14 protein-coding genes are annotated in these 15053 nt (G+C 73.0%); 7 read left to right on the top strand and 7 right to left on the bottom strand.

Annotation, left to right across the window (positions count from 1 at the left end; genetic code table 11):
* Positions 1 to 77: 77 nt before the first annotated feature.
* Together O2W15_RS04805 and O2W15_RS04800 are read right to left on the bottom strand one after the other, a co-directional pair.
* On the bottom strand, positions 78 to 692 hold the full coding sequence (locus O2W15_RS04805; RefSeq protein WP_269178581.1) for a hypothetical protein: 615 nt from the start codon (positions 690 to 692) through the stop codon (positions 78 to 80).
* 108 nt (positions 693 to 800) lie between these two features.
* The gene (locus O2W15_RS04800; protein ID WP_269163954.1) at positions 801 to 1415 is read right to left on the bottom strand and encodes a hypothetical protein; all 615 of its coding nucleotides are present in this window, start codon (positions 1413 to 1415) and stop codon (positions 801 to 803) included.
* Between the two features lie 135 nt (positions 1416 to 1550).
* Between O2W15_RS04800 and O2W15_RS04795 the strand changes: the two genes are divergently transcribed.
* From O2W15_RS04795 to O2W15_RS04785, 3 genes are all read left to right on the top strand, one after another.
* Positions 1551 to 3038, top strand: coding sequence for a phosphatase PAP2 family protein (locus tag O2W15_RS04795; RefSeq protein WP_269178580.1), 1488 nt, complete (start codon positions 1551 to 1553; stop codon positions 3036 to 3038).
* Positions 3035 to 3907, top strand: a complete 873-nt coding sequence (locus O2W15_RS04790) for a metallophosphoesterase (RefSeq protein WP_269178579.1) — start codon at positions 3035 to 3037, stop codon at positions 3905 to 3907. The genes O2W15_RS04795 and O2W15_RS04790 overlap by 4 nt, the downstream gene beginning before the upstream one ends.
* Before the next feature lie 87 nt (positions 3908 to 3994).
* Positions 3995 to 4618, top strand: coding sequence for a dihydrofolate reductase family protein (locus O2W15_RS04785; protein ID WP_269178578.1), 624 nt, complete (start codon positions 3995 to 3997; stop codon positions 4616 to 4618).
* Positions 4619 to 4627: 9 nt separating this feature from the next.
* Here O2W15_RS04785 and O2W15_RS04780 read toward each other — a convergent pair whose 3' ends face one another.
* Positions 4628 to 5044, bottom strand: a complete 417-nt coding sequence (locus O2W15_RS04780) for a MarR family winged helix-turn-helix transcriptional regulator (RefSeq protein WP_269163949.1) — start codon at positions 5042 to 5044, stop codon at positions 4628 to 4630.
* A gap of 163 nt (positions 5045 to 5207) precedes the next feature.
* Between O2W15_RS04780 and O2W15_RS04775 the strand changes: the two genes are divergently transcribed.
* Both O2W15_RS04775 and O2W15_RS04770 read left to right on the top strand, forming a co-directional pair.
* Complete coding sequence (locus O2W15_RS04775; protein ID WP_269178577.1) at positions 5208 to 6956, top strand: ABC transporter ATP-binding protein; 1749 nt, start codon at positions 5208 to 5210, stop codon at positions 6954 to 6956.
* Between the two features lie 119 nt (positions 6957 to 7075).
* Positions 7076 to 8425, top strand: coding sequence for a pectate lyase family protein (locus O2W15_RS04770; RefSeq protein WP_269178576.1), 1350 nt, complete (start codon positions 7076 to 7078; stop codon positions 8423 to 8425).
* Between the two features lie 42 nt (positions 8426 to 8467).
* On the opposite strand, the gene O2W15_RS04765 is transcribed toward O2W15_RS04770, so the two are convergent.
* The 4 genes from O2W15_RS04765 to O2W15_RS04750 are packed head-to-tail and all read right to left on the bottom strand — an operon-like array spanning position 8468 to position 12785.
* Complete coding sequence (locus O2W15_RS04765) at positions 8468 to 9559, bottom strand: M24 family metallopeptidase (protein WP_269178575.1); 1092 nt, start codon at positions 9557 to 9559, stop codon at positions 8468 to 8470.
* 18 nt (positions 9560 to 9577) lie between these two features.
* Positions 9578 to 10675, bottom strand: a complete 1098-nt coding sequence (locus tag O2W15_RS04760) for a LacI family DNA-binding transcriptional regulator (protein WP_269178574.1) — start codon at positions 10673 to 10675, stop codon at positions 9578 to 9580.
* Positions 10672 to 11589 (bottom strand): PmoA family protein, encoded by a 918-nt coding sequence (locus O2W15_RS04755; RefSeq protein WP_269178573.1) that lies wholly within the window; start codon positions 11587 to 11589, stop codon positions 10672 to 10674. The genes O2W15_RS04760 and O2W15_RS04755 overlap by 4 nt, the downstream gene beginning before the upstream one ends.
* A 2-nt stretch (positions 11590 to 11591) precedes the next feature.
* Positions 11592 to 12785, bottom strand: a complete 1194-nt coding sequence (locus tag O2W15_RS04750; RefSeq protein ID WP_269178572.1) for a Gfo/Idh/MocA family protein — start codon at positions 12783 to 12785, stop codon at positions 11592 to 11594.
* A 413-nt stretch (positions 12786 to 13198) separates the two neighbouring features.
* Here O2W15_RS04750 and O2W15_RS04745 point away from each other — a divergent pair, with 413 nt between their 5' ends.
* Entirely contained in the window at positions 13199 to 14164 is a 966-nt protein-coding gene (locus O2W15_RS04745) for a carbohydrate ABC transporter permease (protein ID WP_269178571.1), read from the top strand.
* Between the two features lie 7 nt (positions 14165 to 14171).
* Positions 14172 to 15044: a carbohydrate ABC transporter permease gene (locus O2W15_RS04740; RefSeq protein WP_269178570.1), complete on the top strand. Its 873-nt coding sequence runs from the start codon at positions 14172 to 14174 to the stop codon at positions 15042 to 15044.
* Positions 15045 to 15053 lie beyond the last annotated feature (9 nt).

Here is a 15053-nt window from a genome sequence, read left to right as displayed (position 1 = left end):
TGCAGGGTGCAGGACGACGACGTCCCCGGACCGCAGCAGTCGCGGGCCGGGGACGCCATCGGGAGTCCAGAGTGGGATCACTCGACGAGGGTGATCTCCGAGGCCTGCACGTAGAAGTCGCCGGTCTCGAACTGCGTCGTCGGGTCGAAGAGCTGCAGCTCGGCGAGGAACTCGTCGTCGACCTGCTCGAGGGTCCCGCCGAAGCTCACGGTGTCACCCTCCGCCACCTCGAACGGCGACTCCTCGGAGTCGGTGCCACCGAACTCCTCCAGCCGGACCAGGATCGTCTGGCCGGCCTCGGGGCCGACGAAGAACGCCTCGTCGGCGACGACCGCCGCCACCTCGACGGTGTTGGCCTGGACGGGCTCCCCGACGCTGGCGCTCAGGTCGACGGACGGGTCCAGCACGTCCAGGTCGCCGACGAGCACGGTGCCCAGACCGATCTCGGACGCGGGCGCCGAAGGCGACACGGTCTCGGTGCCGGTGACCTCCGTCTCGGTCTCGGTGGTGGTCTCCTCGACCACGGCGCCCGCGCCGGCGTCGGCGTCGGCGTCGTCGTCTCCGGTGAACTCGGCGATGAGCCACCAGAGCAGCAGCGCGGCGAGCAGGGCGGCCAGCAGGAGCCACGGCCACATCGGCCGCTTCTTCTCTGCTGCCTTGGTCGCGCCGGTCGTCGTCCGTGGGTCGGTCATCGGTTCGTGTCCTCTCGGTCGGTGTGCGTGGGCTCCCCGGAGGGGTGCCCGGTGACCGAGGGGAAGTCCGTCAGGTGTCGGAACGTGACCGGATCGCAACCCGCCCGGTCACTCGTTGCTCGGGTCCTCGGCCGGGTCGGGGAAGCTGAACCGCTCGAAGGGGTCGCTGTCGTCGGCGGACACCGGGACCTCGACGGTGATCTCGCCGGCCTCCTCGAACACGAACGTCACCGGGATCGACTGGGAGGAGCGCAGCTCCGTCTCCAGACCGACGAGGACGATCGACGGCGATCCCTCGGCCCCGATGTAGGTGTTGTCGTTCTGGGCGACAGTGATCTCGACCGCGTCCAACGGCTCCGCGCTCCCGTCGAGGCTGACGGCCTCCTCGAAGTCCGGGCCGGTGACGTCGACCAGGGTGACCGGCTCGGTGCCGATGTTGGTCAGCGCGGCGTAGAGCGGCACCTCCGCACCCACCTCGTAGAGCCCGTCGACCGGGTAGGCGAGCTCGACGCCGACGACCTCGACGTCGGTGTTGACGTCGACCGACGGGGCCTCGGGGCCGCCGACGATCTCGCCGCCCTCGTCCGTCACGACCTCGCCCTCGTCGTCGTTCAGGCTGGGGGAGTCCTCGGTCTCACCGCAGCCGGTCACGAGCAGCAGTGGTGTCGCGGCGGCGAGCGCGATGCCGGGCCACCGTCGGTACCGGGGGAGGTGCGAGGTCATGGTGACGTCCGTTCTCTCGGCGAGCAGGGATCAGCCAGCGGCCTACCCGGCGGGTGGCGCGGTAGGCGTGTCGCTCAGGTCACGGTGTCGCAACGATGGTCGGGCTCCCCGGCGAAGCTGGGTAGCGGGCTCCTCATGAGCCGGCCCCTCACCACCTCGACCCAGTCGCCATCGGACCGCGAACCGCCGCAGGCGCCCGGTCGCTTCGGCGTCCGCGCGGTGCTGGGACTGGTGGCCCTCCTCGTCGGCGCCGTGCCGTTCCTCGCGCTGTGGCTGCTGGTCCAGGAGAGCTGGTCGCCGCTGGCCTCCCTCGACGGCGAGGTCGCGGCGGACCTGAACGAGGCGGTCAGCGGCTCGTCCGTGACGGTGAGCGTGCTGCGTGCCGTGACCGACCTCGGGGGCACCGGCGCCTCGGTGCTGGTGACGGTGCTGGCGACACTCTTCCTGCTCATCCGCCGGCACCGCCGGCTCGCCGCGTTCGTCGCGGTCACCGGGATGGGCCTGCCGGTCCTCATCCTGCTCACCAAGTACGTGGCCGACCGGGCCCGCCCGGTGGTGCTGAACCCGGTGGTCGAGACCCCGGCCAACCAGAGCTTCCCCAGCGGTCACGCGATGACCGCCGTGGTGACCTGGGGCGTGCTGCTGCTGGTGTTGCTGCCGGTGGTCAGCCGCCGGGTGCGCCCGTGGCTGATCGCCCTGTTCGCGCTGCTGGTGTTCGCGATCGGGTTCACCCGGCTGGCCCTCGGCGTGCACTTCGTCTCCGACGTGCTGGCCGGCTGGGCGCTGGGGGCGGCCTGGCTGGCGATCACCACGATCGCCTTCCGCGGCTGGCAGCACGACCGGCACGAGTACACCGACGAGCCGCTCGACCCCCTGGAGGTCGACCCCGCGGAGGCCCCGCGGCCGGCGCCCACCCACCAGCCGGTGCTCCCCGCTGGACGGACGACGGTCCTGCAGCTGGTCGGTGCGGCGGCGGCGTTGTTCGCCGTGCTCGTCGGGCTGGGGCTGCTGGTCACCCGCGTGCTGAGGGACACCGCTCTGGGCCGGTTCGACCAGAGCGTCACCGTCTGGTTCGTCGACCAGCGCACCGAGACGCTCACCACGGTGGCCGACGCGGTGGGGATGCTGTCCGGCACCCGGGCGGCCATCGCGGTCGGGCTCACCCTGGCGGTCCTGTCACTGGCCTGGGTGGGCAGCTGGCGCCCCGTCGTCTTCGTCCTCGTCGTGATCGTCGGCGAGGTGGTCATCTACTTCGTCGTCGGCCTGGTCGTCGGCCGTGTCCGGCCCGACGTGGTCGACCTGACCGAGGGGCTGCCGGCCGGCGCCAGCTGGCCCTCCGGCCACTCCGGGATGGCCGTCGCCCTCTACGGCGCGCTGGCCGCGCTGGTCATCGGCTACGGGGTCAGTCGCTGGCGGTGGGCCGTGCTGGCGTTGCCGGTGCTGCTCGCGCCGGCGATCGGCATCACCCGGATCTACGTCGCCGCCCACTTCCCGACCGACGTCGCCGCCGGTCTGCTGCTGGGCACCGTGTGGGTCCTGGCGTGCGCCTGGGCCTTCCGCATCAGCTCCGGCCGAGGTCTCCGGCACCCCGCTCGGGGCGCGGCGATGGCCGGCCGGGTATGAGGCGCTGGTCCGTCCGTGTCGGGCTGGCCCTGCTGGCGGCCCTGGTCCTGCTCATCGGCTACGGCGTCCTGGTCGAACCGCGGTTGGTCCTCGACGACGACCGGGAGGAGGTGGAGCTCCCCCGGCTGTCCGCGGAGGCGGCCGGGCTGGAGGTCGCCCTGCTGGCCGACATGCAGATCGGCATGTGGTGGGCCAACACCGGGATGGTCGAGCGGGCGGTCGAGCGGGTGGTGGAGGCCGAGCCCGACCTCGTGCTGCTGGGCGGGGACTTCGTCTACCACGCCGGTCCGGACGTCGAACCCGAGGTGGCGGCGGCGCTGGACCTGCTGGCCCCGCTGCTGGACGCCGGGATCCCCACCTACGCCGTCCTGGGCAACCACGACTACGCCAGCGACGCCGCGGAGGAGCTCACGACCGCGCTGGAGGGCGCCGGGGTCCCGGTGCTGCTCAACGAGTCGGTGCCGGTCCCCGGCACCGGCACCGACCCGCTGCACGTCGTCGGGGTCGGCCCGGTGCGCCCCGGTCTGGTCGACGTCGACCAGGCGCTGAGCGGGCTGCCGGAGGACGCGCCGCGGGTGGTCCTGATGCACAACCCGACGGCCTTCCCCGAGATGCCGCCCGGCAGCGCGCCGCTGACCGTGGCCGGGCACACCCACTGCGGGCAGATCGCGTTGCCCGGCCTGCCGCGCTGGAGCTGGCTCGGGTTGACCGAGGAGGAGAAGGTGGTCGCCGACGGGTGGTCACCGGCGGCGTACGGCGCCGAGGGCAACGCGCTGTACGTCACTTGCGGGCTCGGGTTCAGCGCGCTGCCGATGCGGGTCAACGCCCCGCCGCAGGTCGTGTTCTTCGAGCTGGAGCCGGCGGAGTGAGCGCCTCCCGCCGATGACTTCGGCCCGGCCGCCGGGTCTCTGGGTGCACGGGCCGCCATCCGGGCGGCCGGACTCCGGAGGTCTGCCATGCGCCCGCTCGTCGTCACCACGTTCCTCACCCTCGACGGGGTCGCCCAGGCCCCGGGCGGCCCGCAGGAGGACACCTCCGGCGGGTTCTCCCACGGCGGCTGGCTGGTGCCGCACTTCGACGAGGTCATGGGCGGCCAGATGGACGCCTGGTTCGCCACCGCTCAGGACTTCCTGCTCGGCCGACGCACCTACGAGATCTTCGCCGCGCACTGGCCGAAGATGCCCACCGAGGGCGACCGGATCGCCTGGTCGCTGAACGTGCTGCCCAAGCACGTCGCCTCGCGCACGCTGGAGTCGGTCGACTGGTCGGGCGCCCGGCTGATCGAGGGGGAGGTCGCCGACGCCGTCCGCGCGCTCAGGGCCGAGGACGGCGGTGAGCTGCAGGTGCACGGCAGCCTCGGGCTGGTGCAGACCCTGCTGGCCGAGGACCTGGTCGACGAGCTGCGGCTGGTCGTCTTCCCGGTCGTCCTCGGCTCCGGGCGGAAGCTGTTCGCCGAGGGCACCGTGCCGCGCACCTGGCGGCTGGTCACGTCGACGGTGTCCGGCACCGGGGCCGTCCTGGCCAGTTACCAGCGGGTCGGCGAGGTCGAGACCGGCTCGTTCGCCCTCGACGAGGGCTGAGCTCGCCGGTCAGTCGGTGAGCTGGCGCAGGATCCTTTCCAGCTCGGCGCGGTCGGCGGCCGAGAGCCGGGCGAACAGCTCCTGGGAGTCCGCGGCCCGCGCGTCGTCCACCTCGCGCTGCACCCGGCGGCCGGTCTCGGTCGGCGTCAACCGCACCGCCCGCCGGTCGCCCGGGTCGGTGGCACGCTCGACCAGCCCACGCTCCTCCAGCCCGTCGGCCACCTCGGTCGCCGATCGCGGGGCGATCCGCAGCGCCTCGGCCAGCTCGGAGAGCCGGACGCCGTCGCGGGCGCAGACCACCCGGAGCGCCCGGGCCTGGTGGGGGGAGAGGTCCCAGGGTGCGAGCGCGGCGATGAACCGGCGGCGCAGCGTGCGGGCGACCCGCATGAGCAGGTCGCCGAGCGTTGCCGTGCCGCGGTCCGTCACGGCGGGAATGCTACCTGCGGCCCTGAGGTTGCCACACGGTGAGGTAACCTCAGGAAAGCAGAAAGGGGTGGTCGCCATCGACCCCATGGACCCAGGTCGGGGAGGCGGGCGCTCCGGCGGGCGGCCCGACCCGGCCGACCGCGCCCAACTGGAGCGCGCACCGGTGAGCTGGAGCCGCGTCGCGGGGCTGTTCCGCCCGTACCGGCGGCAGCTCGCCACCGTGGTCACGCTCATCGTCGCCAGCTCGGCCATCGCGCTGGCCACGCCGTTCCTCATCCGGCTGGTCATCGACGAGGCGATCCCCGAGCAGGACGTGCCCCTGCTCGGCTGGGCGGTCGCCGGCATGGTCGGCGTGGCCGCGGTCACCGCCGTCCTCGGCGTGCTGCAGACCTGGCTGTCCACCACCGTCGGCCAGCACGTCATGCACGGGCTCCGGACGGCGGTGTTCACGCACCTGCAGCGCCAGTCGCTCGGCTTCTTCACCCGCACCAAGGGCGGTGAGGTCCAGTCCCGGCTCACCAACGACATCGGTGGCATGCAGTCGGTGGTCACCACCACGGCCACCTCGTTCGCCGCCAACGCCACCACCGTGATCGGCACCGTCGTCGCCATGGCCGTGCTGAGCTGGCGGCTGTCCCTGCTGTCCCTCGTCGTCCTGCCGCCCGCCGTCTGGCTGACCCGGCGGGTGGCCCGGATGCGCCGCGCCATCACCGCCGAGCGCCAGCGGTCCCTGGCCGACCTGCACTCCCAGGTGGAGGAGGGGCTCAGCGTCAGCGGCGTGCTGCTGGGGAAGACCCTCGGCGCGGGCCCGGCCCAGTCCCAGCGGTTCGCCGGCACCTCCGACGTCCTGGTCGGGCTCGAGGTGCGGTCCCAGCTCGCCGGCCGCTGGCGGATGGCCACCATGAGCATCGTGTTCGCCGGCATCCCGGCGCTGATCTACCTGATCGCCGGGCTGCCCGCGACGTCGGGCGGGATGACCATCGGCACGCTCGTCGCGTTCACCGCGCTGCAGGGCGCGCTGTTCCGCCCACTGATGGGCCTGCTGGACATCGGCGTCTCGCTGACCGCCTCGATGGCGCTGTTCAGCCGGGTCTTCGAGTACCTCGACCTGCCGGTCGACATCGACGACCCGGCCCGCCCGGTGCCCCTCGACCCGCGCGCGGTCCGCGGCGAGGTGCGGTTCGACCACGTCGGCTTCCGGTACCCCGACGGCACCCGCGACGCGCTGCACGACGTCGACCTCACCGTGCCCGCCGGGGCGACCTTGGCGCTGGTGGGGGAGACCGGGTCGGGCAAGAGCACGCTCGCCTCCCTGGTCGCCCGGCTCAACGACCCCACCGCCGGGCGGGTCACCGTCGACGGCATCGACGTCCGGGACGTCTCCCTGGCCGACCTGGCCCACGTGGTCGGCGTCGTGGCCCAGGAGACCTACCTGCTGCACGGCACGATCGCCGAGAACCTGCGGCACGCCAAGCCCGACGCCACCGACGCCGAGATGGTCGACGCCGCCCGCCGGGCCCAGGTCCACGACGTCATCGCCGCGCTGCCGGCCGGCTACGAGACCGTGGTCGGTGCCCGCGGGCACCGCTTCTCCGGCGGGGAGAAGCAGCGGCTGGCAATCGCCCGCACGCTGCTGCGGGACCCGCGGGCGCTGGTGCTCGACGAGGCGACCAGCGCGCTGGACAACACCACCGAGCGCGCCGTCCAGGCGGCCCTGGACGAGGCCAGCCAGGGCCGGACGACGATCACCATCGCGCACCGGCTCTCCACCGTCCGGGACGCCGACCTGATCGCGGTGCTCGCCCACGGCCGGGTGGTCGAGCAGGGCACCCACGAGGAGCTGCTGGCGCTGGGCGGCCGCTATGCCGAGCTCGCCGGCGCAGCCGAGCGGGAGGCCGTGCTCGCCGTCTGACTGAGCCGGGATGGCGGTCGGCGAGTCGTCTCGGACGTCTTGACACCGTTTCCGATCCGCAACTAGCGTGACGCGCATCACTCGGGAAACCGCTTTCCCATTCTCCTCGAAGGAGTGGCATGCGCGCACTGCGTCGCACCCTGATCGTCACCGCGGCCGGAGCCCTGGCCGTCACACTCGCCCCGACCGCAGCATCGGCGCACGGCCGCGACCCGGGCCGGGACCTCGGTCGGGAGGTGCTCGGCGCGCAGGACGGCTGGGCCGCCGCCGAGGGCGGCACGACCGGTGGGTCCACGGCCGACCCGGCCGACGTCTTCCACGTCCACACCTGGGAGGAGTTCCGCGCCGCCCTGGGTGGCGACGCCGCGCGCGGGGACACCACGCCGCGGATCGTGTACGTCCACGGCGTCCTGGACGCCCAGCGGCGCACCGCCGACGGCGCCGTCGACTGTGCGTCCTACGAGGTCGAGGGCTTCGACATGGCCGACTACATCGCGGCCTACGCGCCGGAGGTCTGGGGGACGGAGACGGAGCCCACCGGTCCGCTGGAGGACGCCCGGGCGGCGTCCGCGGACGTCCAGGAGGCCCAGGTGCGCCAGTACGTGGGCTCCAACGTCACGATCATCGGAGTCGGCCGGGACGCCGGCATCGTCGGCGCCGCGCTCACCGTGCGCGGCTCGGACGACGTGATCATCCGCAACCTCCGGCTGTCCGACGCCTACGACTGCTTCACCGCCTGGGACCCGACCGACGGCGACGCCGGTGCCTGGAACGCCGCCTACGACAACCTGTGGCTCGCCGAGTCCACCCACGTCTGGGTCGACCACAACACCTTCGACGACGGGCAGAACCCGCCGGAGGCGCTGCCCGTCGTCTACGGCCAGAAGTTCGAGGTGCACGACGGCCTGCTGGACATCACCAACTCCTCGGACCTGGTCACGGTCTCCTGGAACGAGTTCCGGGACCACGACAAGACCAACCTCGTCGGCTCCTCCAACAGCCGGGTCGCCGACCGCGGCCGGCTGCGGGTCACCTTCCACCACAACCTGTGGGAGGACATCGGCCAGCGCGCGCCCCGGGTGCGCTACGGCGACGTGCACGTCTACAACAACTGGTACGTCGTCTCCGACCCGGCGGCCTACCAGTACAGCTGGGGCGTCGGCGTGGAGGCCGAGATCGTCGCCGACAACAACTTCGTCCAGCTGGCCCCCGGGGTCGACCCGGCGTCCTTCGTCGAGGACTGGCGCGGTGACGTGCTCGACGGCGCGGGCCTGGACGAGTCGGGGACGCTGGTCAGCAGCCGCTCCTGGCCGCGCCGGACCAGCCTGGTCGAGGCCTACAACGCCGTGAACGACCCGGACATCCCGACCACGGTGAGCTGGACGCCCACCTTCGTGGAGCGGATCGACCCGACGGTCGCGGTGCCGGCGCTGGTGAGGGTCAAGGCCGGCTCCGGCCGCCTCCGCTGACCGAGGGCGCCCTCCCCGCCGGTCCGGCGGGGAGGCGTCGTCCTAGACGCGGACCAGGACGTCGGGGCGCAGCAGCCCCAGCTCGTCGCGGGTGGTCGGCCACACGCCGTCGGTGGTGAGCACCTCCGGACCCCCGTCGCCCAGCAGCAGGGTGTCCTCGATCTTCACGCCGGGGGCGGACGGGTTCCAGGCGACGGCCTGTCCGGCCACCAGCCGCACCTCGCTGTCCGGGGTGGCGACCGGGTCGCGCCCCCAGTAGCCGGTCGGGCCGCCCTGGTGGTGCCGGGTCCACTCGTCGGCCGGGAAGCCCTGGTCGGCGTAGGCGCCGGCGCCGGCGGCGAAGACCTCGCCGAGCGGGCGTCCGGGGGTGGAGGCGGCCAGGAACGCCGTCTCCACCGCGCGGATCCGTGCGTCGGCATCGGCCTCTGCGGCGGTCGGCGGCGCGAGGGCGACCCAGCGCGTCGCGTTCGCGATCAGCCCGTGCCGCCGACCGCACACGACGAGCATCACCCGCCGGCCGAGCACCCCGTCGGTGGGCAGCGCGTGCCGGAAGGGCAGCCGCTCCTCCCCGGCGACCAGGACGACGAACGGCTCGGCCCCGCGGGCGAGCAGCTCACCGCCCAGCCGGGCCGCGGCCTCGCGCTCGGTCGTCCGGGGCTGCAGCGACAGCGCGGTCGCGGTCAGCACCTCGGCGGCGTCCCGGCCGAGCCGGCGGTACCGCTCGGTCTCGACCGGGAGCAGGCTCGCCCGGGCGGCCCGCAGCCCCTCCGCGGCGACCGGGTCGGCCTCGGTCAGCACTCCCGGGGTGCCAGGCGCCAGGTCGGGCCCCAGCAGCGGTGCCCACCAGTCGGTCACCTGCACCCGGACGTCGGCGGGCAGCTCCTCGGCGGCGAGCCGGTCGGCCTCGTTGTTCGGCACGAACACGGTGTCCCCGGCGGCGTCGACCACGACGGCGATCACCCCGTTCTCGGCGGACAGCTTGACGGCCGGCCGGGCGCCGTCCAGGTACCAGGACAGCGAGCCCACCGAGGTGAGCACCAGCCGCTCGTGCCCGGTCCGGTGCAGCAGGTCGAGGACGCGTTCGCGCTTGACCGCCCGATCGGCGGCCGACGGTCGGTCCAGGTGGGGGTGCACGGTGTCCTCCGGTGGTGGTCAGGCGAGCCGGCGGGTGCTGTCGCGCAGCACCACCTCGGCGTGGACCTTGACGGCCTGGCTCGTGGTCTGGGGTTCGGTGTCCAGCGCCAGCTGCGCCGCCCGGGCGCCCATCTCCTCCAGCGGCAGGTGCACCGACGTGAGCGAGGGGACGACGTCGCGCAGCGGGGCGATGTCGTCGAAGCCGGCCAGCGAGACGTCGTCCGGCACGCGCACGCCGGCGGCCCGGAAGCCGGCCAGCGCGCCGAGGGCCATCACGTCGTTGACGGCGAAGACGCAGGTCGGCAGCGGGCCCTGGGCGATCAGCCGGGCGGCCAGGCTCTCCCCGCCCTCCCGGGTGAACTCCCCGTGCAGCACCTGCAGCTCGGCGACGTCGATCCCCTCGGCGGCCAGCCCCTCCCGGAAGCCGGTCAGCCGGTCGCGGGAGGTCAGCAGCCCGCGTGGCCCGGCGAGCACCGCGAAGCGGCGGTGGCCCAGCCGGCACAGCTCGCGGGCCAGGGAGCGGGCCCCGGTCCGGTTCTGCGGCACCACGGCGTGGGTGCCCAGCCGGTCCTGGCTGATCACCGCGGCCTGGCCGCCGGCCGCCGCGTAGCCCTCGAGCTCGTGGGCCAGCCGCTCGTTGTGCGCCCGGTCGGTGGTGCGGCTGCCGCAGATGATCAGCGCGCGCACCCGGTGGGAGCGCATCGTCTGGACGAACTCCAGCTCGCGGTCGACGTCGCTGTGCGTGCTGGCCAGGAACACCACGAGCTCGCGCTCCTCGACCTGCCGCATCACCCCGCCGGCGATGCTGGAGAAGTACGGGTCCAGGACGTCGTGGATGATCAGGCCGACCACGTTGCTGGCCCCCCGGGCCACCGCCTGGGCCTGCGCGTTCGGCGTGTATCGGAGCTCCTGGGCTGCGGCCAGCACCCGGCCGCGGTGCGGTTCACCGACCGAGCGGCTGCCGCTGAGCACCCGGGAGGCGGTGGCCAGCGAGACGCCGGCGTGGGCGGCGACCTCGGAGAGCAGGACGGGGCCGCTGCGCCGGACGGCGGGGGCCCCGACGACCTCGTCCGGCGTGGCCCGGCGGCCGGTCGGGCTCTCCCGAGCAGCGGTCATCGCCGTCCACCTTGGCCCGGCGGGGCCGTGAGCGCATCCCCGATGGCCTGGGAGCTCGGCGTCCCGTCGGCCACCAGGGCCCGGAAGCTGCGGGTGGTGGCCGCCCCGGGGGCGAGCCGCACCGGGTGCTCGGCGGCCAGCTGGGAGCCCAGGCCGGGGTAGTCGTCGACGCGGACGAACCAGGGGTCGCCCTGGGTGGTCTCGTCGGTGCCGGCCAGCGCCACGGTGAACGGCGCCGGGCCGGTCGCGGCGAAGGCCACCCAGGTCGTCCGGGTGCCGTGCACGGCGTCCTCGCCCTCGGCGTCCGGGCTCCACACCCGGGCCCCGGTCACCGGGGGGAGCCGCCAGAACAGCCCGCCGTAACCGGCGCCGCTGCGCCCGTTGGTGGCGGGGCTGCCCAGCTCCACCGGGGCGTCGGTGGCGTTGCGCAGGGTGGTGGTCAGGTCGAGGGTCCAGGCGCCGGCGAGCGGAGCGGGCGCTGCCTGCACGGTGCGCTCCTCGGTGAGCAGCGTGCGCCCGTCCGGGTCCAGCCAGTCGAGGGTCTCCCGGAAACCGTCGGGTGCCTGCGCCGTCCACCCGGTGTGCGCCTGGCGCCCGTGGTCGGCGCGCCAGGTGTAGCCCTGGTCGCGCAGGTAGGTGCGGCCGCCCCAGACGTTCGCCCCGCCGACGTCCTGCAGGGTGACCGAGACGCCCAGGTGCCAGCGGTGGTCGTCGGGCTGGGCGTCGGTGACCGGGGTGCCGGCCAGCGTGCTGACCGGGTGCAGGAACGGCCGGGGGGCGAGCACGCCGGGGAGCCCGGCGCCGTCCCAGCAGGTGGCGACCACCGTGCCGGCCACGGTGAGCGTGGCCAGCACCGTGCCGGGCGGCGACGGCTCCTCCGGGACGTGCCCCTGGTGCAGGTCCTTGAGCGCCACGGTCAGTGCCCCACCGGGGACGGCGCGGCACCCGGCCGCCGCACGGCCGGGGCCGTGGCCCAGGGAGCGCCGAGCTCTGAGAACAGCCGCAGCTCCTCCGCGGCCCGGTCGACCAGCGCGTCGATGCCCGGGACGACCTGGTGGGCGGTGGTGCCCTCGCCCTCGGCCCGCCGGTGCGCGGCCGGGACCTCTGCCGGGTCCGGGGCGCAGCGCACCGCCTCCACGACCTCCATGAAGGAGCGGGTCGCCGCCGGGGGGACGAGCAGCGGCCGGGTGCGGTCCTGGAGGTGGGCCAGCAGGTCCTCGAGCAGGTCGGCGGCGTCGTGCGTCGTGGTCTCGTCGACCCCGCCGGCCTGCAGCCGCACCTCGCCGGTCTTGTAGGAGAGCGTGATCTGCCCGGTGCTCCCGTGCACGACCAGGACGGGGTCCCGCGGGTGCTCGGCGGCCAGCGTCGCGGCGATGGTGACGACGAGCCCGTCGGCGGTGCGGATCCGCAGGCAGGAGGTGTCGTCGGCCTCGATCGGGTTGGCCCGGTACAGCTCCACCTCGATCGACTCCAGCGAGCCGGCACCGGTGGCCCCGGCGAGGGCCAGGGCGGTGGCGACCGCGTGGGCGAAGGGGTTGGTGAGCGCGCCGTCGACGACCGGCACCCCGTCGACGCTGCGCCGCCCGGCCCAGCTGGCCCGGCCGTAGTAGGACGCGTCCCGGACCCACGCGCAGGCGCCGCCGATGCCCCGGACCGTGCCGATCGCCCCGCCCTCGACCAGCGAGCGCACCCGGTCGATGGCCGCTGACCCCAGGCTCTGGAAGCCGATCTGGCAGGCCGCCCCGGTGCTCTCGATGCCCTCGACCAGCCGGTCGAACTCGGCCAGCGTCGGGGTGGGGGGCTTCTCCAGCAGCACGGCGCTGCCCGCCCGGGCGGCGGTGAGCGCCAGGTCGGTGTGGGTGTGGATCGGCGTGCAGATGATGGTCACGTCGGGGCTGGTCGCTGCGAGCAGCTCGTCCAGCGAGGCGGCGACGGGGACGTCGCCGGCCAGTGCGCGCAACTCGTCGTCCAGCGGCCGCGGGTCGCAGATCCCGACCAGACGGACCTCGCCGGCCGCAGCCAGCCGGCGCAGGTTCTGCAGGTGCCAGCGACCGTGGCCGTGGGCTCCGACGAGCACCACCCGGCCGGCGGTTCGGGACTGTTCTGGCACGTGATCCCCCTTGACCGAGCCAGTCGTCGGCGCAGTCGCCGACGGGATGCTGAGCGTAGCCAGACCTGCCGAGATGGGAAAGGGCTTGCCGAGGAGTCGGCCCGGGCGCGTCGGACTCGGGATCGTCGGTCGACGCGAACGCGCAGCTCAGCTGGACGACGTCACCCTCGTGGCCGGATCGTGACCGAGTGGCCCGAGTCGACTCGTTGACATGCCCGAGCGGACCCGAGTAGAAAGCGCTTACCCACTTGTGAGGCAGAGCACAGCGGCAGCCGGGTGGTCCGGGCGTTCTCGTTGAGCGTTGACAGCAGTTCGGCCGGGGGTCTAGAAAGCGCTTACCAACATGTGAGCCACTGCACATCCGACGCACCGGACGACGTCGTCCGACGAGCTGCACAGAGAGGTGAGAGCCCGTGTCGTCAACGCTCGACGTCAAGTCGCGCGAACGCTCGCACGACGAGGCTCCCGGAGCCACGGGTCGTGCTGCGCCCCGTGGGCGGAAGTGGTGGACGCGTCGGCTCACGCCGTACCTGTTCCTCGCCCCGTGGTTCGCCGGCCTGCTGTTCATCACCGCCGGGCCGATCGCCGCCTCGGCGTACCTGTCCTTCACCGACTACAGCCTCATCGGGGCGCCCGAGTGGATCGGGCTGGCCAACTTCGAGCGGATGTTCGACGACCCGCGGTTCTACCAGTCGCTGAAGGTCACGTTCATCTACGTCGCCGTCTCCGTGCCGATCCAGCTGGCGTTCGCCCTGTTCCTGGCGATGATCCTGGACCGCGGCCTGCGCGGCCTGGCGCTGTACCGGTCGATCTACTACCTGCCCTCGCTGATCGGCGGCAGCGTCGCGATCGCCATCCTGTGGCGGCAGATCTTCGGCTCCGACGGGCTGCTCAACCAGGTGCTCCGGTTCGTGGGGTTCGAGAACCCGCCCGGCTGGGTCTCCGACCCCGACTACGCCCTCGGCACGCTGATCATCCTGAACGTCTGGACCTTCGGCGCCCCGATGGTCATCTTCCTGGCGGGGCTGCGGCAGATCCCGACCATGTACTACGAGGCGGCGTCCCTGGACGGCGCGGGGAAGGTCCGGCAGTTCCTGCAGGTCACCCTGCCGCTGCTCTCGCCGATCATCTTCTTCAACCTCGTGCTGCAGACGATCAACGCGTTCCAGACGTTCACGCAGGCGTTCATCGTCAGCGGCGGCACCGGTGGTCCGGCCGACTCGACGCTCTTCTACACGCTCTACCTCTACCAGCGCGGCTTCGGCAACTTCGACATGGGCTACGCCTCGGCGCTGGCCTGGTTCCTCCTGCTCATCGTCGGTGGGCTGACCGCGATCAACTTCTTCGCAGCGAAGTACTGGGTGTTCTATGGCGACTGACCTGACCGTGGCCCCCCCTGTGGCCGCCACGGAGAAGCTGCCCGACCGGGAGAAGAAGCAGCGGCCGCGCTGGCTGGCGCACATCGTGCTCATCCTCGGTGCGCTGCTCATGCTCTACCCGCTGCTGTGGATGCTCTCCAGCTCGTTCAAGTTCACCGAGGACATCTTCAGCCAGACCGGGTTGATCCCCGAGCGCGTCACCGGGCAGAACTACCCCGACGGCTGGACCGCGCTGCCGCGGGACTTCGGCCACTACATCTGGAACTCGCTGGTCATCGTCGGCGGTTCGATCATCGGCAACCTGCTGGCCTGTTCCTTGGCGGCCTACGCATTCGCTCGGCTGGACTTCAGGTTCAAGAAGTTCTGGTTCGCGGTGATGCTCGGGACGATGATGCTGCCGATCCACGTGGTGATCGTGCCGCAGTACATCCTGTTCTCCGAGCTCGAGTGGATCAACACGTACTGGCCGTTGATCGTGCCGAAGCTGCTGGCCACCGACGGCTTCTTCATCTTCCTGATGGTGCAGTTCATCCGGGGCATCCCGACCGAACTGGACGAGGCCGCCCGGATCGACGGCTGTGGGCACTTCGCGATCTTCTGGCGGATCGTGATCCCGCTGTCGGTGCCGGCCCTGGCCACCACGGCCATCTTCACCTTCATCTGGACCTGGAACGACTTCTTCAGCCAGCTGATCTTCCTGACCGACCCGGAGATGTACACCGTCCCGGTCGCCCTGCGGACGTTCGTCGACGCGACGAGCCAGACGCCGTGGGGTCCTGTCTTCGCCATGTCGATCGTCGCCCTGGCGCCGGTCTTCGGCTTCTTCCTCGCGGGCCAGCGCTATCTCGTCCGAGGCATCGCCACCACGGGGCTCAAGTGACACCACCCC

Source organism: Modestobacter sp. VKM Ac-2979, assembly GCF_026967995.1.
Classification (GTDB): Bacteria; Actinomycetota; Actinomycetes; order Mycobacteriales; family Geodermatophilaceae; genus Modestobacter.
This window is presented reverse-complemented; position numbering and strand designations above follow the sequence as displayed.

Bases quoted from the DNA above. Each gene is read 5' to 3' on its own strand.
- O2W15_RS04805 (WP_269178581.1), bottom strand. From the start codon at position 692: ATGACCGACCCACGGACGACGACCGGCGCGACCAAGGCAGCAGAGAAG.
- O2W15_RS04800 (WP_269163954.1), bottom strand. From the start codon at position 1,415: ATGACCTCGCACCTCCCCCGGTACCGACGGTGGCCCGGCATCGCGCTC.
- O2W15_RS04795 (WP_269178580.1), top strand. From the start codon at position 1,551: ATGAGCCGGCCCCTCACCACCTCGACCCAGTCGCCATCGGACCGCGAA.
- O2W15_RS04790 (WP_269178579.1), top strand. From the start codon at position 3,035: ATGAGGCGCTGGTCCGTCCGTGTCGGGCTGGCCCTGCTGGCGGCCCTG.
- O2W15_RS04785 (WP_269178578.1), top strand. From the start codon at position 3,995: ATGCGCCCGCTCGTCGTCACCACGTTCCTCACCCTCGACGGGGTCGCC.
- O2W15_RS04770 (WP_269178576.1), top strand. From the start codon at position 7,076: ATGCGCGCACTGCGTCGCACCCTGATCGTCACCGCGGCCGGAGCCCTG.
- O2W15_RS04760 (WP_269178574.1), bottom strand. From the start codon at position 10,675: ATGACCGCTGCTCGGGAGAGCCCGACCGGCCGCCGGGCCACGCCGGAC.